Source organism: Salegentibacter agarivorans (assembly GCF_900113135.1).
Classification (GTDB): Bacteria; Bacteroidota; Bacteroidia; order Flavobacteriales; family Flavobacteriaceae; genus Salegentibacter; species Salegentibacter agarivorans.
Genome location: NZ_FOOH01000011.1, coordinates 42,838 through 66,843 on the forward strand (window position 1 = coordinate 42,838; position 24,006 = coordinate 66,843).

At 37.1% G+C, this 24,006-nt stretch carries 25 protein-coding genes and 1 pseudogene; 7 read left to right on the forward strand and 19 right to left on the reverse strand.

The window, feature by feature from the left end:
- Positions 1-7: 7 nt before the first annotated feature.
- The 3 genes from BM084_RS09610 to trhO form a co-directional block, all read right to left on the reverse strand.
- Complete coding sequence (locus tag BM084_RS09610; RefSeq protein WP_075325488.1) at positions 8-499, reverse strand: gliding motility lipoprotein GldH; 492 nt, start codon at positions 497-499, stop codon at positions 8-10.
- Positions 492-1,652 carry a PSP1 domain-containing protein gene (locus BM084_RS09615; protein ID WP_075325487.1) on the reverse strand — a complete coding sequence of 387 codons (1,161 nt, stop codon included), beginning with the start codon at positions 1,650-1,652 and terminating at the stop codon, positions 492-494. The genes BM084_RS09610 and BM084_RS09615 overlap by 8 nt, the downstream gene beginning before the upstream one ends.
- 207 nt (positions 1,653-1,859) lie before the next feature.
- Entirely contained in the window at positions 1,860-2,891 is a 1,032-nt protein-coding gene (trhO, locus tag BM084_RS09620; protein WP_093304518.1) for an oxygen-dependent tRNA uridine(34) hydroxylase TrhO, read from the reverse strand.
- A gap of 433 nt (positions 2,892-3,324) precedes the next feature.
- On the opposite strand from trhO, the gene recA reads away from it, so the two are divergent.
- From recA to BM084_RS09640, 4 genes are all read left to right on the forward strand, one after another.
- A complete protein-coding gene (gene recA, locus BM084_RS09625) occupies positions 3,325-4,341 on the forward strand; it encodes a recombinase RecA (protein ID WP_075325485.1) in 1,017 nt (338 codons plus the stop codon).
- A gap of 160 nt (positions 4,342-4,501) precedes the next feature.
- Positions 4,502-4,981 (forward strand): hypothetical protein, encoded by a 480-nt coding sequence (locus tag BM084_RS09630; protein ID WP_075325484.1) that lies wholly within the window; start codon positions 4,502-4,504, stop codon positions 4,979-4,981.
- Between the two features lie 12 nt (positions 4,982-4,993).
- Complete coding sequence (locus tag BM084_RS09635) at positions 4,994-5,536, forward strand: RNA polymerase sigma factor (protein ID WP_075325483.1); 543 nt, start codon at positions 4,994-4,996, stop codon at positions 5,534-5,536.
- Positions 5,533-6,993 carry a hypothetical protein gene (locus BM084_RS09640; protein ID WP_075325482.1) on the forward strand — a complete coding sequence of 487 codons (1,461 nt, stop codon included), beginning with the start codon at positions 5,533-5,535 and terminating at the stop codon, positions 6,991-6,993. The genes BM084_RS09635 and BM084_RS09640 overlap by 4 nt, the downstream gene beginning before the upstream one ends.
- A 33-nt stretch (positions 6,994-7,026) precedes the next feature.
- Here BM084_RS09640 and BM084_RS09645 read toward each other — a convergent pair whose 3' ends face one another.
- Positions 7,027-7,707 carry a lysophospholipid acyltransferase family protein gene (locus BM084_RS09645; RefSeq protein WP_317040659.1) on the reverse strand — a complete coding sequence of 227 codons (681 nt, stop codon included), beginning with the start codon at positions 7,705-7,707 and terminating at the stop codon, positions 7,027-7,029.
- A gap of 152 nt (positions 7,708-7,859) precedes the next feature.
- Here BM084_RS09645 and trpS point away from each other — a divergent pair, with 152 nt between their 5' ends.
- Positions 7,860-8,828, forward strand: a complete 969-nt coding sequence (gene trpS, locus BM084_RS09650) for a tryptophan--tRNA ligase (protein ID WP_075325480.1) — start codon at positions 7,860-7,862, stop codon at positions 8,826-8,828.
- Here trpS and dprA read toward each other — a convergent pair.
- Positions 8,825-9,925: pseudogene (gene dprA, locus BM084_RS09655) on the reverse strand (DNA-processing protein DprA). The gene trpS and the pseudogene dprA overlap by 4 nt on opposite strands.
- Before the next feature lie 98 nt (positions 9,926-10,023).
- On the opposite strand from dprA, the gene BM084_RS09660 reads away from it, so the two are divergent.
- On the forward strand, positions 10,024-10,953 hold the full coding sequence (locus BM084_RS09660; RefSeq protein WP_075325479.1) for an HU domain-containing protein: 930 nt from the start codon (positions 10,024-10,026) through the stop codon (positions 10,951-10,953).
- Between the two features lie 57 nt (positions 10,954-11,010).
- A complete protein-coding gene (locus tag BM084_RS09665; RefSeq protein WP_075325478.1) occupies positions 11,011-11,523 on the forward strand; it encodes an acyl-CoA thioesterase in 513 nt (170 codons plus the stop codon).
- Here BM084_RS09665 and BM084_RS09670 read toward each other — a convergent pair.
- The 14 genes from BM084_RS09670 to atpE form a co-directional block, all read right to left on the reverse strand.
- Entirely contained in the window at positions 11,520-12,158 is a 639-nt protein-coding gene (locus BM084_RS09670; RefSeq protein WP_075325477.1) for an autotransporter domain-containing protein, read from the reverse strand. The two genes, BM084_RS09665 and BM084_RS09670, sit on opposite strands and share 4 nt — an antisense overlap.
- Positions 12,142-12,843, reverse strand: coding sequence for a carboxypeptidase-like regulatory domain-containing protein (locus BM084_RS09675; RefSeq protein ID WP_093304522.1), 702 nt, complete (start codon positions 12,841-12,843; stop codon positions 12,142-12,144). Before BM084_RS09675 ends, BM084_RS09670 begins: the two co-directional genes overlap by 17 nt.
- A 63-nt stretch (positions 12,844-12,906) precedes the next feature.
- Positions 12,907-14,130 (reverse strand): murein hydrolase activator EnvC family protein, encoded by a 1,224-nt coding sequence (locus tag BM084_RS09680; RefSeq protein WP_075325475.1) that lies wholly within the window; start codon positions 14,128-14,130, stop codon positions 12,907-12,909.
- On the reverse strand, positions 14,130-14,900 hold the full coding sequence (locus BM084_RS09685) for a lipoprotein insertase outer membrane protein LolB1 (RefSeq protein ID WP_075325474.1): 771 nt from the start codon (positions 14,898-14,900) through the stop codon (positions 14,130-14,132). Before BM084_RS09685 ends, BM084_RS09680 begins: the two co-directional genes overlap by 1 nt.
- On the reverse strand, positions 14,901-16,277 hold the full coding sequence (locus BM084_RS09690) for a tetratricopeptide repeat protein (protein WP_093304524.1): 1,377 nt from the start codon (positions 16,275-16,277) through the stop codon (positions 14,901-14,903).
- 100 nt (positions 16,278-16,377) lie between these two features.
- Positions 16,378-17,394, reverse strand: a complete 1,017-nt coding sequence (locus BM084_RS09695) for a sugar phosphate nucleotidyltransferase (RefSeq protein ID WP_075325472.1) — start codon at positions 17,392-17,394, stop codon at positions 16,378-16,380.
- 81 nt (positions 17,395-17,475) lie between these two features.
- Positions 17,476-17,910, reverse strand: a complete 435-nt coding sequence (gene dut, locus BM084_RS09700) for a dUTP diphosphatase (RefSeq protein ID WP_093304526.1) — start codon at positions 17,908-17,910, stop codon at positions 17,476-17,478.
- A 2-nt stretch (positions 17,911-17,912) separates the two neighbouring features.
- On the reverse strand, positions 17,913-19,364 hold the full coding sequence (locus tag BM084_RS09705) for an oligosaccharide flippase family protein (RefSeq protein WP_075325470.1): 1,452 nt from the start codon (positions 19,362-19,364) through the stop codon (positions 17,913-17,915).
- Positions 19,365-19,383: 19 nt separating this feature from the next.
- Positions 19,384-19,824 carry a hypothetical protein gene (locus BM084_RS09710; protein ID WP_075327883.1) on the reverse strand — a complete coding sequence of 147 codons (441 nt, stop codon included), beginning with the start codon at positions 19,822-19,824 and terminating at the stop codon, positions 19,384-19,386.
- Positions 19,825-19,938: 114 nt separating this feature from the next.
- Complete coding sequence (atpG, locus tag BM084_RS09715; protein WP_093304528.1) at positions 19,939-20,799, reverse strand: ATP synthase F1 subunit gamma; 861 nt, start codon at positions 20,797-20,799, stop codon at positions 19,939-19,941.
- Between the two features lie 119 nt (positions 20,800-20,918).
- Positions 20,919-22,499: a F0F1 ATP synthase subunit alpha gene (gene atpA / locus BM084_RS09720; RefSeq protein ID WP_075325468.1), complete on the reverse strand. Its 1,581-nt coding sequence runs from the start codon at positions 22,497-22,499 to the stop codon at positions 20,919-20,921.
- Between the two features lie 124 nt (positions 22,500-22,623).
- A complete protein-coding gene (gene atpH, locus BM084_RS09725; protein WP_093304530.1) occupies positions 22,624-23,178 on the reverse strand; it encodes an ATP synthase F1 subunit delta in 555 nt (184 codons plus the stop codon).
- A gap of 6 nt (positions 23,179-23,184) precedes the next feature.
- Positions 23,185-23,679 (reverse strand): F0F1 ATP synthase subunit B, encoded by a 495-nt coding sequence (locus tag BM084_RS09730; protein WP_075325466.1) that lies wholly within the window; start codon positions 23,677-23,679, stop codon positions 23,185-23,187.
- 89 nt (positions 23,680-23,768) lie between these two features.
- Entirely contained in the window at positions 23,769-23,993 is a 225-nt protein-coding gene (atpE, locus tag BM084_RS09735; RefSeq protein ID WP_037318413.1) for an ATP synthase F0 subunit C, read from the reverse strand.
- Positions 23,994-24,006 lie beyond the last annotated feature (13 nt).

Sequence of the window (24,006 nt, forward strand, 5' to 3'; positions counted from 1 at the left end):
TCAAAAATTATTGTAGGTTTTCTTCTATTCTAAAACCTATGTGGGTAATTCCTTCTAAATTTTTTATTCCTTCCACCTGGTCGTTTTTACGCATTGCCTGTTTAATGGCAATTTTATATTCGCCGGGTTCAGTAAAACTCACATTTTCTTTATACCACAGCTTACTTTCTTTTACATCACCAAAACCCGTACCAAGCCAACTTCCATTTGGCGCCGCCATTTCATATTCAAGGGTATCGGTTACCACTTTCCCCTGTGGAAATCGCATTTCGGTTATTAAAAACAGGTTTCTGTAATTATAATCTTTATTATTTCTAACGTTTATAAATAGGTTATAATTTTGCAAAGAATCAAGCTCGCCTAAATTAAAAACTAAAGTAGAATCTCTTTCCCATCCTCCCTGTATGGGCTTATACTCATCATAAACCCGTTTTTCATCACAGGAAACTATTAAGGTAAAAAGACCAATAAAAATTGAAAATACTGCAGCTTTACGCATTATTCGAAGGTTTTCCTTTACGTTTTCTCCGTTTCTTTGACTTGTGTTTTTTCTGTTGACCTTTAGGTTTATCAAAACGGGTTAAGCTATCCTGCCCCACCACATTATTGAAATCTCGTTTTTCTTCTAACTGAAGCTGAACTTCAAACTCTTCAAGGCTGCCAACGTCTTCTTTCTTTCTATTAGCTGCAATTATTTTATTAGCCTGCTCTGCGGTTAATTGATGCCAGTTCATCCATTCGCCTTCATAGGCATACCACAACACTCCTTTAAAAATGTCTATTTTTTGACAAACAGCCGTCCCTTTTTTGGTAAAAAGCTTGGTATCGGTTCGTGGAAAGGTTTTTAAAGCTTCCAGGTAAGAATCAAGCTCATAGTTAAGACAGCATTTTAGCTTTCCGCATTGTCCCGCTAATTTTTGGGGATTTAAAGATAATTGCTGATATCTCGCTGCTGAAGTACTTACCGATCTAAAATCTGTAAGCCAGGTAGAACAACAAAGTTCACGCCCACAAGAGCCAATTCCGCCAAGGCGTGCAGCTTCCTGGCGCAACCCAATTTGCCGCATTTCTATACGGGTATTGAATTCTCTCGCAAACTCTTTAATTAACTGACGGAAATCTACGCGATCATCTGCTGTATAATAAAAAGTTGCTTTTGAAGCATCTCCCTGAAACTCAATATCGCTAATCTTCATACTAAGATTAAGGCGAATTGCGATTTCTCGGGCTCTTTTCTTTATCGCTTCTTCTCTACCCCGCACTTCCTCCCAAACGTCAATATCTTTTTGGGTGGCTTTTCGGTAAATCTTTAAAACTTCTTCGCTATCGGTTTTTACTTTTTTCTTTTTCATTTGTACCCTAACCAATTCTCCGGTAAGGCTTACCATACCCACATCGTGGCCGGGAGAAGCTTCTACAGCTACTACATCGCCCATACTTAGGCTTAGGTTTTCGGTATTTTTAAAAAAATGTTTCCTTCCGTTTTTAAAACGAACTTCTACATAATTAAAAGGTTCTACACCATTAGGCATAGACATATTTGAAAGCCAATCGAATACAGAGAGTTTATTACAGGAATCTGTACCACAGGTTCCGTTGTTTTTACATCCTTTTGGCTGACCGTCTTTGGTTGAGCAACTGCTACAAGCCATAAATATTTATATGTTGTAAGTCTTGCAAATTGCTTTGCAGACTTTTTGGGTTTATATTGAGTTTCTAATCAAGAGCCTTGGGGCAATCCCACAAGTTATGAAACGAAAATTTATTAATTCACTAGAGACAAATCTCAGTACAATTAATTCTCGATTATCGAGTAAATATACCAATATTAATTGGCACTCTCTTTTTAGAACGCTTTGTTAACTTTTATATTTTAAAACCTCTGAACGTCCTTTTTTAAATATTTTATTACTGTTGCCTTTTCCTTTTCGCAAAGCTTTTTGTTCCTCATAAGGTAAAGCGGCAATTTCCATACAATCTTTAGAACAGCAATTATTCATTTTCTCTGCACATTCTTCACACTGAATAAAAAGTAAATGACAGGCTTCATTTGCACAGTTCACGTGCTTATCGCAAGGTTTTCCACACTGGTGGCAGTGCGCAATTACTTCTTCTGAAATCTGCTCGGCGCGGCGATGATCAAAAACGAAGTTTTTTCCTATAAATTTATTTTCCAGTTTTTGGTTTTCAACCTGGCGGGCATATTCAATAATACCACCTTCCAACTGATACACATTTTTAAAACCTTTGTGTTTATAATATGCGCTAGCCTTTTCACAACGAATTCCGCCGGTGCAGTACATTACCAGGTTTTTATCTTCTTTATGTTCTTTTAGATCATTTTCAATAATGGGCAAAGAATCTCTAAAAGTATCTACATCTGGAGTAATTGCTCCTTGAAAATGACCAATTTCACTTTCATAATGATTTCGCATATCTACCAAAACAGTGTTGGGATCGCTAATAAGTTCGTTGAATTTTAAAGCATCAACATGAACTCCTTTATTGGTTACATCAAAAGTCGCGTCGTTCAATCCGTCTGCAACTATCTTTTTACGCACTTTTACTTTCAGTTTTAAAAAGGCTTTTGCATCGTGTTCTATGGCGATATTCAGCCTAACACCTTCCAAAAAGTAGATATTATCTATAAACTCTTTAAATTCTTCAAAACGTGTTGCAGGAACTGAGAGTTGGGCGTTAATCCCTTCGTGGGCTACATAAATACGGCCAAGCACATCCATTTGGTCCCAGGCAATAAAAAGGTGATTTCTAAATAAATGTGGATTGCCAATTTTGGCGTAGGCATAAAAAGAGAGCGTTAAACGGTCTTCTCCCGCTTCGTCTATAAGTGCTTCCCTCTCTTTAGCGCTTAATTTATTGTACAGTTGCATGCTATACTAATTAGTTAAGGTTAAAGATATTTTTTGCAAAGATACTTAAAATTGAAGGAAGAAAAAATGCCCTGGAAAGTCATTTCCCAGGGCATTTTTTGTGTGGCTAATTCGGTTTGTAATCTTTTTTACTTTGTTTCATAAATTAGATTTTTAGATTCTAGCCACCATCAACCCGGCAACTTACGTTCAACAAAATAATTGCTGAAGTACTACAACCACCAGGCATAATCAGACTTTTTTTCAAAAATCTCATAGGCAGGGTTAATTTTAAATTTTCACTCGAAAATCGAGATTTAAAACATTTTCTACAAATTCAAATATGCTTTAAACCTCAGGTTAGACAGTAAATATACAAAAGCTGCCCATATAAAATTGTGATGAAGGAAAACTTATAGTAATTTAGCAACTCTCTAAATAGATTATTCAAATTATGAGCAACGATAAAGAAAAAGAAGCAAAATTAAAGGCCTTAAAGCTTACCCTGGACAAAATGGATAAAACCTATGGAAAGGGTACCGTTATGAAGATGAGTGACCAGGCCATATCTGATGTAGATGCGATCTCTACGGGTTCTTTAGGCTTAGACCTGGCTATGGGTGTAGGCGGATATCCAAGAGGAAGGGTTATTGAAATTTATGGACCGGAATCTTCGGGTAAAACCACTTTAACTTTACACGCCATTGCCGAGGCACAACAAAAAGGAGGTATTGCGGCTTTTATTGATGCAGAACATGCTTTTGACCGTTTTTATGCTGAAAAACTTGGCGTAGATATAGAAAACCTAATTATTTCTCAACCCGATAACGGGGAGCAGGCTCTAGAGATTACCGATAATTTAATTCGGTCTGGAGCTATAGATATTATTGTGATAGATTCGGTTGCAGCACTTACTCCTAAAAGTGAAATTGAAGGGGAAATGGGAGATTCTAAAATGGGATTGCACGCCCGTTTAATGTCCCAGGCCCTTAGAAAACTTACCTCTTCTATTAGTAAAACCAATTGTACCGTAATCTTTATTAACCAGCTTAGGGAAAAGATTGGGGTAATGTTTGGAAATCCTGAAACCACTACCGGTGGTAATGCCCTTAAATTTTATGCTTCGGTTCGATTAGATATTAGACGTTCTACGCAAATAAAAGACAGCAATAGCAATGTAATGGGTAATAAAACCCGGGTAAAAGTTGTAAAAAACAAAGTGGCTCCACCTTTTAAAATGGCTGAATTCGACATTATGTATGGCGAAGGAATCTCTAAAATTGGTGAAATTATAGATATTGGGGTAGATTATGAGATCGTGAAGAAAAGCGGTTCATGGTTTAGCTACGAAGACACAAAATTAGGTCAGGGTCGTGATGCGGTAAAAATCTTATTGAAAGACAATCCAGATTTAATGGAAGAGCTTGAAGAAAAAATTAAAAATGCTATAAAAGTAGCCAAAGAAGCTTAGTATCAGCTATTAAGCTCACTTAGCTTTTTGTATTTTTAAAAGCAAATAATAATTGAATCTTAAAAATCCCTTAAAAAGAGGGATTTTTTTGGTTCTGGACGCAACCTTTTCATTAGTTCTGCATCTAAGAAATAAATAACCCTAAAATAAATAATTTAAAATGAAAAGAATTGCCTTATTAATGATTTTAGCCCTAAGTCTTTACAGCTGTAGTAGTGATGATGACGGTCCTAATGTAAATTATGCCTTTGCAGAAATTACCGAAGCAGATTTACCTGATTTTTTTGAAACTGGTGAAGTTTATGAGTTAGACATAACCTACGAATTGCCAAATGCATGTCACACTTTTGCTACATTTGATTTTAATGAATATGCAGATGAAGAAAATGACTCTACTTATGTTATAGAAATTGCTGCAATAACTTCTTATGATGCTAACTTAACAGAATGTGATGAAGAAGGAGAGTTAAGCCAGACAAAATCAATTCGGGAAATATCAATAAGCAGCGAAAACTACAATAATTACCAGTTTAAGTTCCTTACCGGAGTTGATGAAAATGAAGATGGGGAATTTTTAATTATTGATGTACCGGTAGGAGAGCCTGAGCCGGAAACTCCAGAAGAGAATACTAACGAATAACAATCTAAGTGAGTGAGTTTAGAAAAACTCATACTTCAGTGTAAAAAACAGGATATTAGGGCACAGGAAAAGCTTTACCGTATGTACTCCGGTAAACTTTTTGGCCTGTGCCTTAAATATTCTAATAACTACCAGCAGGCCCAAGACAACCTGCAGGATGGTTTCATTACTATATTCAATAAAATAGATCAATATGAAGATAAAGGATCTTTTGAAGGCTGGATGAAACGAATTGTGATAAATACCACCCTACAAAAGCACCGAAAAGAAAAATATTTTGAAATCATTAATGAAAACCTCCTGGAAGATCCGGTTGTGGAAATTGATGACGATGAAATTACTACTGATTTTCTATTAGAAAGCATTCAGGAATTACCTGAACGTTACCGACAAATTTTTAACCTCTATGCGTTAGACGGTTTTTCTCACAAAGAAATTGCCGAAATGCTAAACATAAGTGTTGGAAGTTCAAAATCTAATTTGGCCCGCGCCAGGAATATTTTGAAAGAAAAAATAGAAAACCACCTCAACGATAATAAGGTGCAATCACTATGAAAGAAAGAAAGAACATAGACCGGCTCTACCAGGAAAAGTTCAGGGATTTTGCCCCCGAACCACGACCTGAGTTATGGGATAATATTGCCGGCAAACTGCAGGAGAAAGATAAGAAAAAGCCTTTTATAATTCCGTTATGGTTTAAAGTTGGCGGTGTGGCCGCGGTTTTAGCATTAATGCTTGGCGGCTATTTTTTTAGTCAGAATAATTTTACCAATACCGAAGTAGTTTTTGAAGTAGAAGAAACTGCAAAACCCCAAATAAATTTACCCGAAATCAATAAAAATGAACAGTTTGTAAATGCTTCAGAAATTCTTAAAAATGTTAATGAAGCTACTTTTTCCACTTCTGAAGGTGCCAACACCTCATCAGCTAATAACAATTCGGCTTTAGCTTCAGAAAATACTAATTCAGAAGCAACAAAAACCTCTAATGATTCAGCTGAAGAAGAAAATTCAGGAAATACCGCAGAGAAATTAAATGAGCAAAATTCAGCAATAGCGGGAGAAGATCATCAAGGTTCCGAAGAAGAAAATTATAAAAATCAGGATTTCATCAATCCAAATTCAAAAAACGAACAGCCTGAAGCAATTGCCGAAAACAGTGATGAAAATACTGAAAAAGAAGAAGTAATTTCCCTTAAAGATAGCCTGGAAGTTGCAGAGCAATTAGCCCAAATTGAAGAAGAAAAAAACCTTGATAAAGAAGAAGAATTAATTGCAGAGGCTTCTAAAAAGAAACTACGCTTAAGCACTTTTGCGGCTCCTGTTTTTTACGATAATATCGGCAGTGGGAATGCAATAGATCCGCAATTTGCCGGCAATAACACCAGCTCGCAGGTAAGTATGGCTTACGGGATGAATTTAGCTTATGCTATTTCAGAAAAAATTAAAATAAGAAGCGGAATTTCTAAAGTTGCGATGAGTTATAATGTAGAAGATATCGTGTTTTCTGCCTCCATAAATCCAAATACCATTAGTTCTATAAATTATGAGTCTGGGGGAAATAATGTGCAGTTAGAGAATGCGGCACCAAGCGGTTTACCAGGCCATAGTGATAGGGACAATTCTAACTTTACATCTGTCAATAATATGGCATTACCCGGTGAGATAAATCAGCAATTTGGTTTTATTGAAGTTCCGTTAGAAATTGAATACAGCTTACTGGACAGTAAATTTGGGCTTAACTTAATAGCGGGAGGAAGCAGCTTGTTTTTAGACGAAAACAGCATACAGGTAAATACCAATAATCAAAATACCAGGATTGGTGAAGCCAACAATATTAATAAAGTAAGTTTTACCACTAATGTTGGTGTAGGATTAGATTACAAATTAACCGATAGTTTTAAGTTGAATGTAGAACCTATTTTTAAATATCAACTTAATACTTTTGATGATGCTCCCGGCGTACGCCCATTTTACTTTGGCGTATATTCTGGAATAAGTTTTAGTTTTTAACACCTATGTAGTGAGTGGAATCCTTCAGAAGTTTTATTCTGAAGGATTTTCATTCTTTAAATCTTTAGAAAGCTCTTCAAATATTACCTGCCGGGTTTTATTTCTTAATTCCCTTCTATCTCCAGGCTCCATTCCTTCGGTATTAATAAATTGGTGGATTTTCACTCTAAGCTTCCCCGGCGATCCCGATATAAATTTATACGAAAAACGCTTTTTATTATCGTAAAAAGTAATGGGCACAATAGGAATATGATGCGCAATTGCCAGCCTAAATGCTCCATCTTTAAAAGTATCTAAAACCAGCGATCTATCTGCTGGCACGCCTCCTTCAGGGAAAATGCAAATGCTTTCACCCATATCTAATCTTCTGCGAGCCTCAGTAACTACGTCCTGTTTGCTTTTAGCGCAATTTCTATCTACGGTAATATTTGTTTTTCGGTAGAAAAAGCCAAAAACAGGAATCTTTGCCAGCTCTCGTTTTCCCACAAAAATGAATGGTTGCTTAATAATAACCAGCATCATCATAATATCTATCATAGAAGTGTGGTTGGCAACCAACATATAATTCTTCCTGGGGTCAAGCTGTTGCATTCTGGTAATTTCAGGATAAAAACCCATTCCGTATAAGATACATTTTGCCCAAATACGAGCGCAAACATAATATTTAGGATAAAGCCTTTCAGAAGAAGAGAAAATTACAAGCACGGGAAACATTACTAAAATTGGTAATACAAGAAGAATATAAAACCAAATTCTCCATAAAATAGTAAGTATTGTGCGTAGCATGTTCATAGAAACCAAAAGTACTAAATTGAACCGAGGGAATTCGGCAAAAAAAGTACCTTTGCAGAAAACAGAAAAAGCAGATGTCCAGAATTCTTACAGGAGTACAAAGTACAGGAACTCCACACTTGGGAAATTTATTGGGAGCAATTTTACCGGCTATAGAAATGGCCAATAAACCCGATAACGATTCTTTTATTTTTATTGCAGATATGCATTCGTTAACCCAAATAAAAGATGCCGAAACCTTAAGAAACAACACTTACTCTGTGGCCGCAACCTGGCTGGCTTGCGGTATAGATATTGAAAAAACGGTTTTTTACCGCCAAAGTGATATTCCGCAAACGGCAGAGCTTTCCTGGTATTTAAGCTGTTTTTTTCCTTTTCAACGCCTAACCTTAGCGCATTCTTTTAAAGATAAATCTGATAGATTAGAAGATGTAAACGCGGGGCTTTTCACGTACCCAATGCTAATGGCCGCAGATATTTTACTTTACGATGCCGAAATTGTGCCGGTAGGAAAAGACCAGCTTCAGCATTTGGAAATTACGCGAGATGTGGCTTCCCGTTTTCATTCAAAAATGGGCGAAACTTTTGTAATTCCTGAAGCGAAAGTCCAGGAAAATACGATGTATGTTCCGGGCACGGATGGTGCTAAAATGAGTAAATCTAAAGGTAATACCATAAATTTATTTGTAACCGATAAAAAGCTTCGGAAACAAATAATGGCCATCGCTACCGATAGTACTCCTTTAGAAGAACCTAAAAATCCTGATACCTGCAATGTTTTTGCATTATACAAATTAGTAGCTTCTGAAGAACAAATCGCTGAAATGCGAAAGAACTACGAGGCCGGCGGATTTGGTTACGGACACGCCAAACAGGCTTTATACGAAGTACTTTTAGAACAGTTTGAAGAACCCAGAAAAAAATATGATTATTATATGAATAATCTGGCTGAATTAGATAAAGCTTTGGAAGTTGGTGCTGGAAAAGCGAGAAATGTAGCCAATGAAGTTATAAAAAGAGTACGAACAAAAGTGGGTTACTAAATTAATTCAAATAGTTTACCGGGTAAGGGGCGTACCACGCCTTTTAATTCCATATTAATTAAAATACCCGCAGTTTTATATGAGGGAAAGTTACAGTTTAGTGCAATGCTATCTAACTGAGCTTTCCCTTCTTTTTGTAAAAATGCAAATACGCTATTTTCTTCATCATCCATGTCTACAAAAAGCTGTTTTTGAACGGCTTTTGTCTCTTTCTCTGGTTGCCAGTTTAAGAGATAAACCAAATCTGCCGCAGAATTTAATAACTGCGCTCTTTGGGATTTTATTAAATTATTGCAGCCTTTACTCAATTTATCTGAAGGTCTTCCCGGCACCGCGAAAACTTCCCGGTTATAAGAATTCGCAATATCTGCAGTAACCAGTGAGCCACCTTTTTCGGCACTTTCTATAACCACGGTTGCTTCGCTTAAACCTGCGATTATTCTGTTTCGCTTTAAGAAATTATTCCTGTCGAAGTTATCACTACTCCAAAAATCGGTAAAAAAACCGCCGTTTTCTTCTACCGAAGCTACATATTTATGATGCACTCTAGGGTAAATCTGATCAAACTCATGCGCCAAACAACCAATTGTTTGTAAATTATTAGCAATGGCTGCCTTTTGGGCGGCAATATCCACTCCATAAGCAAAACCCGAAACGATTACCGGGTTTAACGGACTAATTCTTCGATGAATTTTTCACAAAATGCGATCCCGCTTTGTGTAATCTTACGGGTTCCCACCACACTAATTATTCTTTGATTCTTTAAGTTGATATTTCCACGTTGGAACAACAATAACGGGCCGTCTATACAATGTTTTAATTTTTCAGGATAGTTTTCATCCTTAAAATAAAGCGTTTCAATATTGTTCTTTTCAATAAAATTTAGCTCCTGCTCTGCTGCCTTTAGGTGAGAAGCATCAAAAAAATCTTTTAAGCGAGAAACTCCAATTCCGTCAATTTTAAGTAAAGTTTGTTTCTTTTGCTCTAACACATTTTTTTGCCGATCCAAAATGCCTGATTAATTTTTTCGAAAGGGTATCTCCCAGATTTTTAATGTGTTGTAACGCCAAGACATACTGTAATTCTTCAGTAGACATAATTCTATTTTCATTAAAATTACAGAAAAAAAGGTTTGTTAATAAAATTTCTTTGGGTAACTTTAGGAGGTTCAAAATAACACCTTATTTTTGCGGCAATGAAGATAGCTAACTACATCCAGGATTTACTTTATCGTTACGAATGCGTAATATTACCCGGTTTCGGGGCTTTCCTTTCCCAAAAAGAGCCGGCTTATATAGACAAAAAAAGTGAGGTATTACATCCACCCAAGAAGGTAGTTTCCTTTAATTCGCAATTAAAAAAGAACGATGGGCTTTTAGCAAATTATATTGCTGCCACACAAAATGTATCTTATTCCACTGCGGTTAATAAGATTACTGAATTTGTGGGTAAACTGGAAGAATCTTTTAAGGAAGACGGAAAGGTTGAACTGGAAAATATTGGCCGTTTTTATTATGCCGAAGAAAAACTTCAATTTGAACCTGTTGAAAAGGTAAATTACCTAACCGATTCTTTTGGCCTGGAAAACGTAAAAGCATCTGCGATTAGTCGGGAAGTTTATAAAAAGCAAGTTGAAGAACTTGAAGAAAAAGCTCCAATACATTTCACTCCGGAAAGAAGAAAATCACCTGCTTATCTTAAGTATGCTGCTATTGGTCTTATTGCCCTGGGAATTTCAGGCTTTGCGGGTTTAAATATATATAGCAGCCAGGTTTCTAAACACAATATTGCCGAGCAACAACAAGCGCAAGAACAACTCCAGGAGCAAATTCAGCAGGCAACTTTTATAATTGATAATCCATTACCGGCAGTTACTTTTAACGTAGCCAAACAAACCGGAAATTACCATATTGTAGCAGGAGCATTTCGTGTAGAAGAAAACGCAAAAACAAAGGTTGCAGAACTTAGAAAAGAAGGCTTTAAAGCGCATCTTCTTGGCGAAAACAAATATGGCCTTCACCAGGTTGTTTATGCCAGTCACGAAAAAAGACGTGATGCCATAAATATGCTACGCAAGGTAAAATCTTCTAACGAAGGTGCGTGGTTATTGGTGCAGGAACTTTAATAGTTCTTTAAGCGGTAAATTGCGCAAAGCACCTTATTTTTGCCCAAAATTGGCAAAATGCAGGCAAAACACCCAAAGGAATCCAGAACTACTTTAACAGATTTAGTTTTACCCAGTGAAACCAATCCGCTCAATAATTTATTTGGCGGAGAACTCCTTGCGCGAATGGACCGCGCAGCCAGTATTGCTGCCAGAAGACACAGTCGCAGGATTGTGGTTACTGCTTCGGTAAATCATGTGGCTTTTAATAAAGCAATTCCGCTAGGAAGTGTAGTTACTGTAGAAGCTGCGGTTTCCCGTGCTTTTAAATCGTCTATGGAAATCTTTATCGATGTTTGGGTGGAAGATAGAGAAAGCGGAAACCGTTCTAAAGCCAATGAAGCTATCTATACATTTGTAGCCGTAGATGAAACGGGTTCTCCTGTTGCAGTGCCGCCTTTAGAGCCTGAAACAGAACTCGAAAAACAACGTTACGCCGCCGCTTTAAGAAGAAAGCAACTTAGCCTTGTTCTAGCCGGTAAAATGAAGCCAAACGAAGCTACAGAGCTTAAAGCTTTGTTTAAAGACTAACCGTCTGGGTTCTGTAAATGAAGCCTTACTCCAAAGCCAACCAGTAATAAGCTTTGCTTATTGAAATAATCGTTCAGAACTGGCGGGGTATCTATTTCCATTCTGTCCCAGCGCAATGTAGCTTTAATAAAAATCGCGGCGGTTTTATCTAACCGATATCCTAATTCGCTTCGCAACATTAAACTGTTTCCATCTTCGGTAAAACGAGAATCTGGAGCTCTACTTCCATTTTGTACCCTCCCAAAACCGGCAAGGCTATGTAAATTCCATTCTTTATTAAAAGCGTGATAATAACCCAAATGAAGGCCAAAATAATGGGAGTTAATTCTATTTATACGCCCGGTATTGCTTATATTTTCCTCTTTAAGATTTCCGCCCATAAAATTATATTGAGCTCCAATTGTCAAAAATGGAAACACAAACCAGTTAAAATCCAAACCAAAACCTAATTGGGAATAGTTCTCCCAGCTTGAATTATTTACACTATAACCTCTAAAAAATTCTCCAACAAAAAATACGGTTTCAGGATCTGTAGCTACATATTGATTTTTATGAGGTTCAGGAATGGTATCTTGCGCAGTAAGTAACAGCGGAAAAAAGATGGTGATTAGGAAAAGCTTAATAGCTAAACTCATACACAGGATTTTCGGGAGTTATTTCAACATTTATAGTATCGTAAACCGCTTCAGCACTAAATTTATAATAAAACTGAAGATCGCTGTCTTCTATAGTTTTAGCTGAAATTGTCATTTCATCTTCTCCAGGCAATATTCTATTCCAATATTCACTCTCCCCCTGAAACCAGAGGGGATTATCAAATGAATCTTCGTGAAGTTTTCTATATATTTCAGTAGAAGAATAAGAAAATTCAAAAAACAAAGTATCGTTTCTGTCCGAAGTATTATTCAGCTTAACCTGAAATTCTTGAATTTTAGGTAATTGTATATCTGTCAATTCAAAAGAATTTCCTCTCGAGCCAATAGAATCTAAAAAGTGAATAGTGCTAAATTCTTCCCGGAAATCGTCGTGATTTGGATGGTTTACACTTACCCCATAAAAACTATTATCGGTATCTAAGCTTACAAAAGAAAATTCCCCGGAAGCATTTGTAGAACTTTCTCCAAGCATTTGGGCCGGCCTTGCCCATAGCCTATCGTTTTCTGAGCCCGATGCAATTACACTTATATTTTCTATCGGTGTATTTTCAGCATTTAAAATATTTCCCGATATCAGCATTCTCTTACTGCCAACCACTCCCACGTTATGCCTGACGCAACCGGTAAAAACAATAAATATTAAAAGAAGTAATACTTTTTTCATAATAATGAAGAATGAGCTTCTCTTTCTAAGATGCAGGAATTATCAAAAGGTTGCGTAAGAAAACTACATTTCCAGAATCCAATCTGCCGGATCCATCTTCTGCATGTTTTTGTAAATCAGGAAGTGTAAGGTAGTTTTTCCTGAAGTTCGGCTCGTAGCCACGGCGCCCAGTTCCTGCCCGGTATTTACCACGTCTCCTCTTTTCACAAAAACTTTCTCAAGATTATCGTAAATAGTTATGTAATCTCCATGCCTTACCATAACCGCTTTATTAGCTCCTTTCAACACCTGAACTTCACTCACGGTACCGTTAAAAACAGCGCGGGCTTTTCCGCCGGGATCAGTATCAATATTTACCCCGTTATTATTAATACTAATGGTTTTTACAACCGGGTGCGGTTGTTTTCCAAAACGGGAGGTAACAACACCAGACCTTACCGGCCAGGGCAAACGGCCTTTGTTTTTCACAAAATCGGCTGCGAGAGCTTTTGCTTCGGGAGTTAACTCGTAAACATCTCTTTCAGCAGAACCACTTTCTTCGTTGGATTTTGCAATAGACTCACGAATCATTTTCTCAATTTGCGCGTCTATTCTATTTATTTCCTGCTGTTTCTGTCTTATTTGTGCAGCAAATTCCCCTTCTTTACTTCTAATATTCTGCATTAAATCTTGCTGTGCCTTTTTATTTTTTTCCAATTGGGCACGGGTTTGCCTGTTCTCTGCGATAAGGGCATCTTTAGTTTCTTTTTGGTCGGCTAAATCGGCGTTTAGTTGCTGTAATTCTTCTGTACGCGCCTGTATCTCATCGCCCTGTTGTTTTCTGTAGTTTGTATATTGCTTCATATATTGCAGGCGTTTATAGGCCTGCAAAAAATTTTCTGAAGAAAGCAAAAACATAATTCTACTTTGGGTAGATTTACTTTTGTAAGATTTCTCAATCATACGGGCATAATCTTCCTTAAGCTGTTCTAATTCTTGCCTAAGACGGGAAATTTTATTTGTATTTGCACTAATTTGATTAGTAAGAAGGTTTGCTTGCTGGTTGGTTACTTTTATTAAATTCTCTGTGCTTCTAATTTGTTGATCCAGGTCTTCTACCTGGCTTAAAACTGAACGCTCTTTTTGTTTATTACTGCTTCGTAATTCGTTTATACGCGTAATTTCATTTCTAAGCTCTATCCGTTTTTTTTCCAGCGCCTCCCGGGTAGTTTGAGCTGATAGATTTCCAGCAGAAAGCAGTAAAAATATTAAGCAAAATAAGATGTTAGAAAATTTCTTAAGCTTCATTATAGACTAATTTCTTCATAACCCGACGGAATATCAAACGGAAAACTCAATTCTCCGCGATCAAATTCAAGAGAGCGGTATGTGAGTTCTATCCTGGTGCTGCTTCCAGCTTCATTAGCAATAATATTAATTTCTTCCGGAAAAATTTTTCCTTCTACTTCCTGAAAATCTGAATAAGTTACCGTTACACTTTTATTCTCCTGGGTTTGCGCCAGTTGCTGGGCAGCGGTTTTAAAATTTTTGGGATTCAACAGGAACATTTTCTTTATTAATCCTTCTTCAGCAGGCATAAATTGAAAGCCTTTGGCGGTTTGAGAGAATTCAAATTCTTCTTCCCTAAGATCGTAAATTGCCTGCCCTATTAGCAAATTTTGAAGTTTTTGAAAATCTAAAGGTGTCCCTAACAAATCACTTAGCAATCTAAAATCACCATCAAAATAAGTTTGACTCACTTTTTCGTAATAGCTTACTCGCGAAGGGGTAATGTAGGCTTTTGCCACCGGGAATCCCAGCACTGAAGCACTCATCCAAATCGCCTTATCTTTTTCCATTCTAAAACTAAGATTTACCGATTGGGTGCGTTCTTCGCTTTGATAAACCGTTCTTAATTTTCCGCTAAGAGTTTTAAAATCGGTTTCAGAATTATAATGACTTTCTATAATATTAGCGGCTTCGGCATTTTTAGTAGCAATCCCTTTTACTCCTTTTCGGCTTCCGCAGGAAACAACAAAAAGGCTTAACAATACCAATCCTAAAATCTTTCTATACATCTATTCAATTTCTTTAATTAATGCTTCGGCCTTCTTCAAAAATTCAACCGATTTTTCTTCTTCTCCCAGTGCTTCATGTGATCTGCTTAATTGGGTATAGAAGTCTACCTGCATTTTGGGACTATCTATTAAATAATCCAGGCCAAATGTAAGTATTTCTATGGCTTCCCGATATTCTTCCAGTTGATTTAAAGCAATTCCCTGTAATAAAAACAAAACAGGCTGTGCGGGAAATACTTCTAGCATTTCCTTACTCAAATCCCGGGCCTCTTTATACTTTTCTAACTCTATTTGCAATAAAATAGTATTCTTAACTAACTGAAAATCTTCGGTACTTTCTGCCAGCCCGGCTTCAAAAAAATTAAGCGCCTCTTCAATTTCACCTCTATTTAAATAATATTGCCCCAATTGGCCATAGAGTTTTGGAGCATTCTCACGTTCACTAAGCATTTTGCTTACCTCCATTAATTCCTCTTCAAATTCTGGATTATTATCTACAAAAAGCAGAAAATCATTTAGTACTTTAAATTTAGATTCGGGATCTATTTCTTCACTTTCAAAGACAATTTTCATTGAATTTACAGCGTCTTCTGGTTCTTGCCTTTCCAGGTGAAATTTATAAAGTGCCAAATGTACAAGGCTTGATCCAGGATTTGCAGCTAATAATTCCTGTGCAGTATTGTAAGCTTCTTCATTTTCCCCTAAATCGCTGTAGATATAAATGAGGTTGAGATAATTCTGTTCGTTTTCAGGATTATTTCTAATACTTTCTTCCAGATTTTCTATTTGTGCCGCGGTATCACCGGTGCGGGCAAAAATTTGTGTTCGTAATTTATTCCGGTAAGTGCTGGGGCCTTCCTGTTGGTCTAGTTCATCTATAGTTTGCAATGCCTCGTCATACTGCTGATTCAGTAAATAAATATTGGCAAGCTTTTCTTTATAATCATCGTCAAACTTTTGAAGTTTTACCAGGGTTTCTATAGCAGCATTATATTGCTGCGCCCGGGTGTAGCTTTTATAAAGTTCATTTAAAACATCTTCTCTTTCTGGGGCTAACTGATGGGCTTTTTCAAGGTTTGCAATCGCCTTATCATAATTCTCTAATTCATTATAATTTCTGGCCATTTCAAAATACACCACCGGATTACCAGGTTCTAACTTTTGGCATTCTTCTAATGCAAGTATAGCTTTTTCGTAATTTTCAATGCCTTTCTGTTTTAAGGCTTCAAAGAATTGCTCCTGAAATTCGTCGGTTACATTTCCAAGATCATCCTGATTTAGATCTTCAAGCACCACTTCTTTTTCCTGGGCAGAACTTTGTTGAAAGGAAAACAAGGCTCCTGAAAGCATAGCAATAATGAAGAAGTACTTTTTCATAAATAATTTTCAGGATAAAATTGAAGTAAAGAGGTTGTTTGAAGCTGAAACCAGTTCAGCCTGACGAAACCGCATTTTTCAAACAACCTCTTCAATAAGCTTATTCTAAAGTTGAATAATCGCCAATGCTAATTTGGGTAAAGTTCCCGTCAAATTTCGCAAAATTACCTATCATCGCATTATCCAGTTTTGCATTTCTCACTTCAGCAAAAGTTTGAATTAAGCTATTCTTTACTTCAGCATCAGTAATTTTAGTTCCGTCGCCTACTGAAACATTCGGGCCAATTTTAGCATTTACCAGCTCTACATTTTCGCCAATATAACAAGGCTCAGTAATTTCAGAATTAGTGATCTTTACAGAATCTGAAATCAGTTTTTCACCATCTTGGTGAAGGAAATTCAGCATTCTGCCATTGGTTTCCACTGTTACATTTTTGTTTCCGCAATCCATCCATTCATCTACGGTTCCGGTCTTAAAGATCCTGTCTTCAGCCATCATTTTCTTAATACCATCATTAATCTGGTATTCGCCACCGTGCATCAGGTTTTCATCAAGCACTTCTTCCAGCTTTTCTTTTAAAACCGCGATATCTTTAAAATAGTAAATACCAATAACCGCCTGGTCACTTACGAATTCTTTTGGCTTTTCAACCAATTCTATAATCTCGTTCTTTTCATTAAGGTTTACCACCCCAAAAGCTTCGGGATTCCCTACTTTTTTAGTCCAGATCACCGCATCTGCATCTTTGTCAAGTTTAAAATCAGCTTTTATTAAGGTGTCAGCATAAGCTACAACTGCGGGACCAGAAAGGGATTCCTTGGCGCTCATAATAGCGTGACCGGTCCCTAAAGGTTGATCCTGACGGTAAATAGAAGCTTTTGCATTTAAACCCTTTGCCAGTCCTTCTAAACTTTCTACGATATCATCTCCGAAAAATGCAGGATCACCCAAAATAAAAGCAATCTCGTCTATAGGTTGGTCAAGAACCTTTGCAATATCTTCTACCAGACGATGCACGATTGGCTTTCCAGCTACGGGAATTAAAGGTTTTGGTACTGTTAACGTATGAGGACGAAGTCGTGAACCACGACCCGCCATAGGAACTATAATCTTCATTTATTTAATATTTGTCATTTCCGCGCAGGCGGAAATCATTGATTAAAATTAATTTTATATAATATAAGCTTATTAGATAGCTTAATTACTTCCTGTACTGCCAAATCCACCCGCGCCACGAGTGGTTTCTTCCAGCGTTTCAACTTCTTCCCAGGAAATATGTTCGTGTTTAGCAATCACCATTTGAGCAACACGCTCACCATTTTCTATGGTGAATTCTTCGTTGGATAAGTTCACCAAAATCACGCCTATTTCTCCACGATAATCGGCATCTATGGTGCCGGGTGCGTTTAATACAGTGATTCCCTTTTTGGCAGCCAGGCCACTTCGTGGTCTAACCTGGGCTTCGTAACCTACCGGAAGTTCTATAAAAAGTCCGGTTTTAACGATAGCTCTTTCTAATGGTTTTAACGTAACAGCTTCAGAAATATTGGCTCTAAGGTCCATTCCTGCTGAAGCTTCAGTCTCGTAATGCGGCAGTTTGTGTGCCGATTTATTGATGATCTTTACTTGCATAGTTAAGATTGTAATATTTTAATGAGTTGTTTTCTTTCAGAAACATATACTGTTCCGAGAAAGACTATTAATAAGCTAATTCCAACGAAATAATTTCCGCGGAAAACATAAAAGGAAAATACCGAAAATAAGACGGAAAGTACTAAATAGCCGCCTATTTTTTTAAGGTTATATGGAATAGGATAATATTTTCTTCCGTAGAAATAAGAAAGGAGCATCATTACTCCGTAAGCAACCAAAGTTGCGATCGCAGAACCGGTATAGCTTATATACGGAATTAAAATAATATTGAGCACCAGGGTAAATAGTGCACCTACTACCGAGATATAACCTCCAAACCGGGTACGATCAGTAATTTTATACCAAACCGAAAGATTATGGTAAATGCCCAGAAACAGGTTTGCCAGTAAAATAAGCGGAACAATATGCATTGCCTCCCAGTAAGTACTATTCTGAATTAAAAGTTCTTTTAAAATATCTATAAAAACAATTACGGCTACGAGGATAAAACTTCCAAAAACCACGAAATACTTGGTAATAATCGCATAGGTTTCCTGGGCGTTTTTAGCTTCAGCGTGACTAAAGAAAAACGGTTCTATTCCCAGTCTAAAGGCCGTAGCAAAAAGCGTCATAAACAAGGCTAATTTATAGCAGGCCGCATACGCACCAATCTCATCTCTGGCAATATTCTGCGGAAGCAGATAATCCAACATTATCCTATCAAAAACTTCGTTTATCGAGAAAGCAAGTCCGGCGATTAAAACCGGAAAAGCATAAGACATCATAGCTTTCCAGAGTTTGCTATTAAACCTGAAATCTATTTTAAAATAGAAAGGAAGCATCATTAACAGCGTAACACTGCTGGCCACCAGGTTGGAAATAAAAATATAACTGATCTCAAAATCTGGAACATAAATACTTTGGAAAACTGAATTTTCTAAAGCCAAATCTTCCAAAAACAGTAAAAAGAAAATATTTAACCCCAGGTTTATGCAAACATTTATGATCTTAATTACAGCAAAACGCATAGGTTTTTCAGCTGCTCGAAGCCAGGTAAACGGGATAATAACCAGGGCGTCCAGGAATAGAATCCAAATAACCAGTTGAATATATTTAACCGGGATATTTACCATTTCCGCAATAAAATCCTGCACTAAAAAAGCCGCAGCGAAGAACACTAAAGAAGTCGTAACCAGAGACCAGCCGGAAGTACTTAGTACTTCTTTGCTATTCTTCATTTTATTGTAAAACCTAAAAAATGCGGTTTCCATCCCATAAGCAAGGATGACATTAAAAAACACAAAATAGGCGAAGATTATAGAAACTTCGCCATATTCTGCTTTTGGTAAAACGTGGGTATAAAGTGGTATTAATAAAACATTCAGCATACGCGGCAACACCGTGGCGAGGCCGTAAATAAATGTTTGCTGAAATAGTTTTTTAAAGGTACTCAACAGGAGAGAAAATTAGATTTTAGTTCTGTTCTTGGATTCCTGTTAACTTGTAATATTTGGTTTTCTCATTCTGGGAAAACACGAGAATTGCTTCATCATCTTCAATCTCAAAAGGCATTTGTTCTGTTTTTTGTGGTACCCTATTTTTGTTTTCTTCAGCAGGATCAGAGCTCATAATATCCATACCATTGGTACCGAAATTAGCAATAAATAAATTGGTTTGTTCGCTATCCTGAACCAATGGAGATTTCATTCCTCTAAAATAAACACTTTTCAAATTCACACGATTATCCTGAATAACGGCCACAGGAATGTGGAGATCTAACCCATTTTCACCCTGGGTATAATAAATACCCTGAAACTGTGCGGGTGCGCGCTCCTGCAGTTCTTTATTGCTACCGCAACCTGTAATTAAAGTTAAAGCGAATATACTGCTGAATAAAAAAAGTAGTTTTTTCATAATAGAAAGTTTGTTGTTTAAAAGTACAAAAACAAAACGCATACCAAATAAAAAACCCGTAGTTAACTTACGGGTTTTTAGAACGGAATTACTTCCGGAATATTATTTTTGGTTTTATCCATTCAATGCTTCGGCACCACCAACAATCTCAAGGATCTCATTGGTAATAGAAGCCTGTCTCGCTTTGTTATAAGACAATTTAAGATCGTCTCTTAGCTCTTTGGCATTATCGGTTGCCTTATGCATAGCCGTCATACGAGCGCCGTGTTCTGAAGCGAAAGAATCTCTTAATGCTTTAAACAATTGCATTTTTAAAGATTTAGGAATAAGCTCTTTTACGATTTCGATCTTTGATGGTTCGAAAAGATAATCCAACTGTTTTTCTTCTTCGGTATCAAATTGTTCAATGGGCAAAAATTGCTCATGCTGTACAATTTGAGTAGCCGCATTCTTAAACTGGTTGTACACCAATACTATTTTATCATATTTTTCGTCTAAGAACAACTGCATCAATTCTTCTGCGATTTCAGATACGTTTTCAAACGTTAGATCGTCGTAAATTTCGTTGTTATTCTTATATACCTCGAAGTCCTTTTTAAGAACATCATTGGCTTTTTTACCTAAAGTATAAAGTGAAACATTTTTAGACTGGTAATCGTTTTTGGTTTTATACCTAACGCCTTTTACAATATTAGTATTAAAAGCACCTGCAAGACCTTTGTTAGATGAAATAGCAACAACCAATACGTTTTTTACCTCACGGTCTTCGGCGTATTTACTGCTGGTATCATCATCCAGGGTTGCACTTAAATCCTGTAACAGCTGGGTTAATTTTTCAGAATAAGGTCTCATTTGCGTAATTGCATCCTGAGCCCTGCTCAACTTTGCCGCCGACACCATTTTCATGGCGCTGGTGATTTGCATCGTTGAAGATACTGAAGTAATCCTGCTACGTAATTCTTTTAAGTTTGCCATTTTATTTAGTATTGAGTATCGAGTATTTAGATTTTAGACAAAATACTCGATACCTATAATTTATTTAAAGTTTAAATATGAACTTAAGTTTCTAACTACTCTAAGCTCAATACTCAATACTATTTTTTATACTTAGCTGAAAGCTCTTTCGCTACTGAAACTAAAGTATCTGTAACTTCATCGGTTAATTTACCGGCTTTTAGAGTATCTAAAACATCTCTGTGTTTAGTATCTAAAAACTGTAAATAATCTCTTTCAAATTCTTTTACTTTTTCTACCGGCACATCCTTTAGCAAGTTTTTAGAACCTGCATAAATAATTGCGATTTGGTCTTCTACCGGGTAAGGATCGTTTTCTGCCTGTTTAAGGATTTCTACGTTACGCTTACCTTTTTGAATAACTCTTAAAGTGGTTGGGTCAAGGTCTGAACCGAACTTAGCAAAAGCCTCTAATTCACGGTATTGTGCCTGGTCTAATTTTAAAGTACCGGCAACTTTTTTCATCGACTTAATTTGTGCTGAACCACCTACACGAGATACAGAAATACCAACATCAATCGCAGGACGAACCCCCGAGTTAAATAAATCTGAAGTTAGGAAAATCTGTCCATCGGTAATCGAAATTACGTTGGTTGGGATATATGCTGAAACGTCTCCTGCCTGAGTTTCAATAATTGGAAGCGCGGTTAAAGAACCTCCTCCTTTTATTTTTCCTTTAAGAGAATCAGGAAGATCGTTCATATTTTGTGCAATGTCGTCGTCATCAATAACCTTTGCTGCACGCTCTAATAATCTTGAGTGTAAGAAGAAAACATCTCCAGGATATGCTTCACGTCCCGGTGGGCGACGTAAAAGCAAAGATACCTCACGGTAAGCAACGGCTTGTTTAGAAAGATCATCGTAGATAATCAAAGCCGGGCGACCGGTATCCCTAAAATACTCTCCAATAGCTGCACCGGCAAATGGAGCATAAACCTGCATTGGAGCAGGGTCTGATGCATTTGCGGCCACTATGGTAGTATAAGCTAAAGCTCCTTTATCTTCAAGTACTTTGGCAATCCCTGCAACGGTTGAGGCTTTTTGCCCAATCGCTACATATATACAATGTACAGGTTCCCCTGCATCATAAAATTCTTTTTGGTTAAGAATGGTGTCAATACAAACGGTAGTTTTACCGGTTTGACGGTCACCAATCACAAGCTCACGCTGTCCTCTACCTACAGGGACCATCGCATCAATAGATTTGATTCCTGTTTGCAACGGTTCTGTTACCGGCTGACGGTAAATTACACCTGGCGCTTTACGCTCTAATGGCATTTGAAAAGTTTCCCCTTCAATATCACCTTTACCATCTATAGGCTGTCCTAAAGTATCTACTACACGACCTACAATTCCTTCACCAACATTGATGGAAGCAATTCTTTCGGTTCTTTTTACTACAGATCCTTCTCTAACATCCTTAGAAGGCCCTAATAAAACGACACCTACATTGTCTTCCTCAAGGTTTAGTACCATTCCTTCAAGGCCGCTGTCAAACTGAACCAATTCTCCGTATTGCGCGTTGGCTAAACCATACACATTGGCGATACCATCACCAACAGTAAGAACAGTTCCCACCTCGTCTAAAGAGGCTCCGCTTTCAAAACCTGATAATTGTTTCTTTAATATTGCTGATACTTCAGCAGGATTTACTTCTGCCATAATTATTTAAGATAAAATGCCACTATAATCTCGTGACTGTTTTTATTAAATTTTTCAAAGCCCATTATAGGCATTTTATAAATAAGACCAAAAACGATTCGAAACTGCTTTTGACCGACAAATTTTATATAGTAGAACTATATGAATTATCTTTTAATTCTCTTTTTAACCTATTGAGGTTTCGGGATACGCTGGCGTCATATTGTAAATCGCCAATTCTTAAAACAAAACCTCCTATAATATCTTTATTGATAACATTTTTAATCTTAGCGCCGGCTCCGGTTAATTTCTTTACCTTGGCTAAAATCTTTTCTTCTAGTTCTGCTGTTAATGGAACTGCGGTAGTCACTATAGCTTCCTGAGACTTATTCAAGGTATTGTAACGTACTATATAATTTCTTGCTACAAGATCAAGAAGATTAATTCTTCTATTTTCAATAAGTACATCAAAACTGCCCTGAGTAATTTCACCGGCATCTTTAAAGATTTCCTTTAAACTGGCTTTTTTAACCGATGAGTTTACAACCGGACTTTTAAGCATATCGGCAAGATCTGGACTACTTGCAATGGTTTGAGAAATTTGCTGCATATCTGTAAAAACAATATCTGCTGTATTTTTCTCTTTTGCCAAGTCCAAAATTGCTTTGGCGTAACGTTGTGCTGCCCTGGTTCCTTTCATTACATCTTAGTTTAAGGTAGCGTCTTTCAACATCTTATCTATCATTTGATGTTGTTTCTCTTCGGTAGATAATTCTTTTCCAATCACTTTTTCAGCAATCTCAATAGAAAGTGTAGCTACCTGGTTTTTAATATCGGCCATTGCTGCACGCTTCTCCATCTCGATGTTTTCTTTAGCTTTGGCTACAATTTTATCTGCCTTTTCCTGGGCATCGCCTTCAGCTTCAGCAATCATCTTCTCCTTCAACTGGCGTGCTTCTTTAAGCATTTCGTCTCTTTCGGCACGAGCTTCCTGCAATAATTTTTCATTATCTGCCTTAAGATTTTGCATTTCTTTACGCGCATCTTCAGCAGAAGCAAGGGCTTCATTAATAGATTCTTCACGGGTTCTTACCGCACCAAGAATTGGCTTCCAGGCGAATTTGGCAAGAATAAGCATCAGCACTAAAAATACGATGGTTTGCCAAAATATTAGACCAACTTCTGGAGTAATTAAATCCATAATTCTTTATTTATATAATACCGTTAACATCATTTTTTTAAAAAAGCCCATTCGCAACCAACCGTTACGAATGGGTTTTTGAAATCTTCTTAGGTGGTCAATACACCTAAAAGCGCAGCTACAACTCCAAAAAGAGCAACACCCTCTACAAGTGCAGCAGCAATAATCATTGCAGTCTGGATTTTTCCAGAAGCTTCTGGTTGACGGGCAATAGCGTCCATTGCGGCACCGCCAATTTTACCAACGCCAATAGCGGCTCCAACAACTGCTAATCCAGCTCCTAAAGCTGCAAGACCTACGTGTAATAATTCCATAGTATAAAAATTA

Bases quoted from the DNA above. Each gene is read 5' to 3' on its own strand.
- BM084_RS09610 (WP_075325488.1), bottom strand. From the start codon at position 499: ATGCGTAAAGCTGCAGTATTTTCAATTTTTATTGGTCTTTTTACCTTA.
- BM084_RS09615 (WP_075325487.1), bottom strand. From the start codon at position 1,652: ATGGCTTGTAGCAGTTGCTCAACCAAAGACGGTCAGCCAAAAGGATGT.
- trhO (WP_093304518.1), bottom strand. From the start codon at position 2,891: ATGCAACTGTACAATAAATTAAGCGCTAAAGAGAGGGAAGCACTTATA.
- recA (WP_075325485.1), top strand. From the start codon at position 3,325: ATGAGCAACGATAAAGAAAAAGAAGCAAAATTAAAGGCCTTAAAGCTT.
- BM084_RS09630 (WP_075325484.1), top strand. From the start codon at position 4,502: ATGAAAAGAATTGCCTTATTAATGATTTTAGCCCTAAGTCTTTACAGC.
- BM084_RS09640 (WP_075325482.1), top strand. From the start codon at position 5,533: ATGAAAGAAAGAAAGAACATAGACCGGCTCTACCAGGAAAAGTTCAGG.
- BM084_RS09645 (WP_317040659.1), bottom strand. From the start codon at position 7,707: ATGTTTCCCGTGCTTGTAATTTTCTCTTCTTCTGAAAGGCTTTATCCT.
- trpS (WP_075325480.1), top strand. From the start codon at position 7,860: ATGTCCAGAATTCTTACAGGAGTACAAAGTACAGGAACTCCACACTTG.
- BM084_RS09660 (WP_075325479.1), top strand. From the start codon at position 10,024: ATGAAGATAGCTAACTACATCCAGGATTTACTTTATCGTTACGAATGC.
- BM084_RS09665 (WP_075325478.1), top strand. From the start codon at position 11,011: ATGCAGGCAAAACACCCAAAGGAATCCAGAACTACTTTAACAGATTTA.
- BM084_RS09670 (WP_075325477.1), bottom strand. From the start codon at position 12,158: ATGAGTTTAGCTATTAAGCTTTTCCTAATCACCATCTTTTTTCCGCTG.
- BM084_RS09675 (WP_093304522.1), bottom strand. From the start codon at position 12,843: ATGAAAAAAGTATTACTTCTTTTAATATTTATTGTTTTTACCGGTTGC.
- BM084_RS09680 (WP_075325475.1), bottom strand. From the start codon at position 14,130: ATGAAGCTTAAGAAATTTTCTAACATCTTATTTTGCTTAATATTTTTA.
- BM084_RS09685 (WP_075325474.1), bottom strand. From the start codon at position 14,900: ATGTATAGAAAGATTTTAGGATTGGTATTGTTAAGCCTTTTTGTTGTT.
- BM084_RS09690 (WP_093304524.1), bottom strand. From the start codon at position 16,277: ATGAAAAAGTACTTCTTCATTATTGCTATGCTTTCAGGAGCCTTGTTT.
- BM084_RS09695 (WP_075325472.1), bottom strand. From the start codon at position 17,394: ATGAAGATTATAGTTCCTATGGCGGGTCGTGGTTCACGACTTCGTCCT.
- dut (WP_093304526.1), bottom strand. From the start codon at position 17,910: ATGCAAGTAAAGATCATCAATAAATCGGCACACAAACTGCCGCATTAC.
- BM084_RS09710 (WP_075327883.1), bottom strand. From the start codon at position 19,824: ATGAAAAAACTACTTTTTTTATTCAGCAGTATATTCGCTTTAACTTTA.
- atpG (WP_093304528.1), bottom strand. From the start codon at position 20,799: ATGGCAAACTTAAAAGAATTACGTAGCAGGATTACTTCAGTATCTTCA.
- atpA (WP_075325468.1), bottom strand. From the start codon at position 22,499: ATGGCAGAAGTAAATCCTGCTGAAGTATCAGCAATATTAAAGAAACAA.
- atpH (WP_093304530.1), bottom strand. From the start codon at position 23,178: ATGAAAGGAACCAGGGCAGCACAACGTTACGCCAAAGCAATTTTGGAC.
- BM084_RS09730 (WP_075325466.1), bottom strand. From the start codon at position 23,679: ATGGATTTAATTACTCCAGAAGTTGGTCTAATATTTTGGCAAACCATC.
- atpE (WP_037318413.1), bottom strand. From the start codon at position 23,993: ATGGAATTATTACACGTAGGTCTTGCAGCTTTAGGAGCTGGATTAGCA.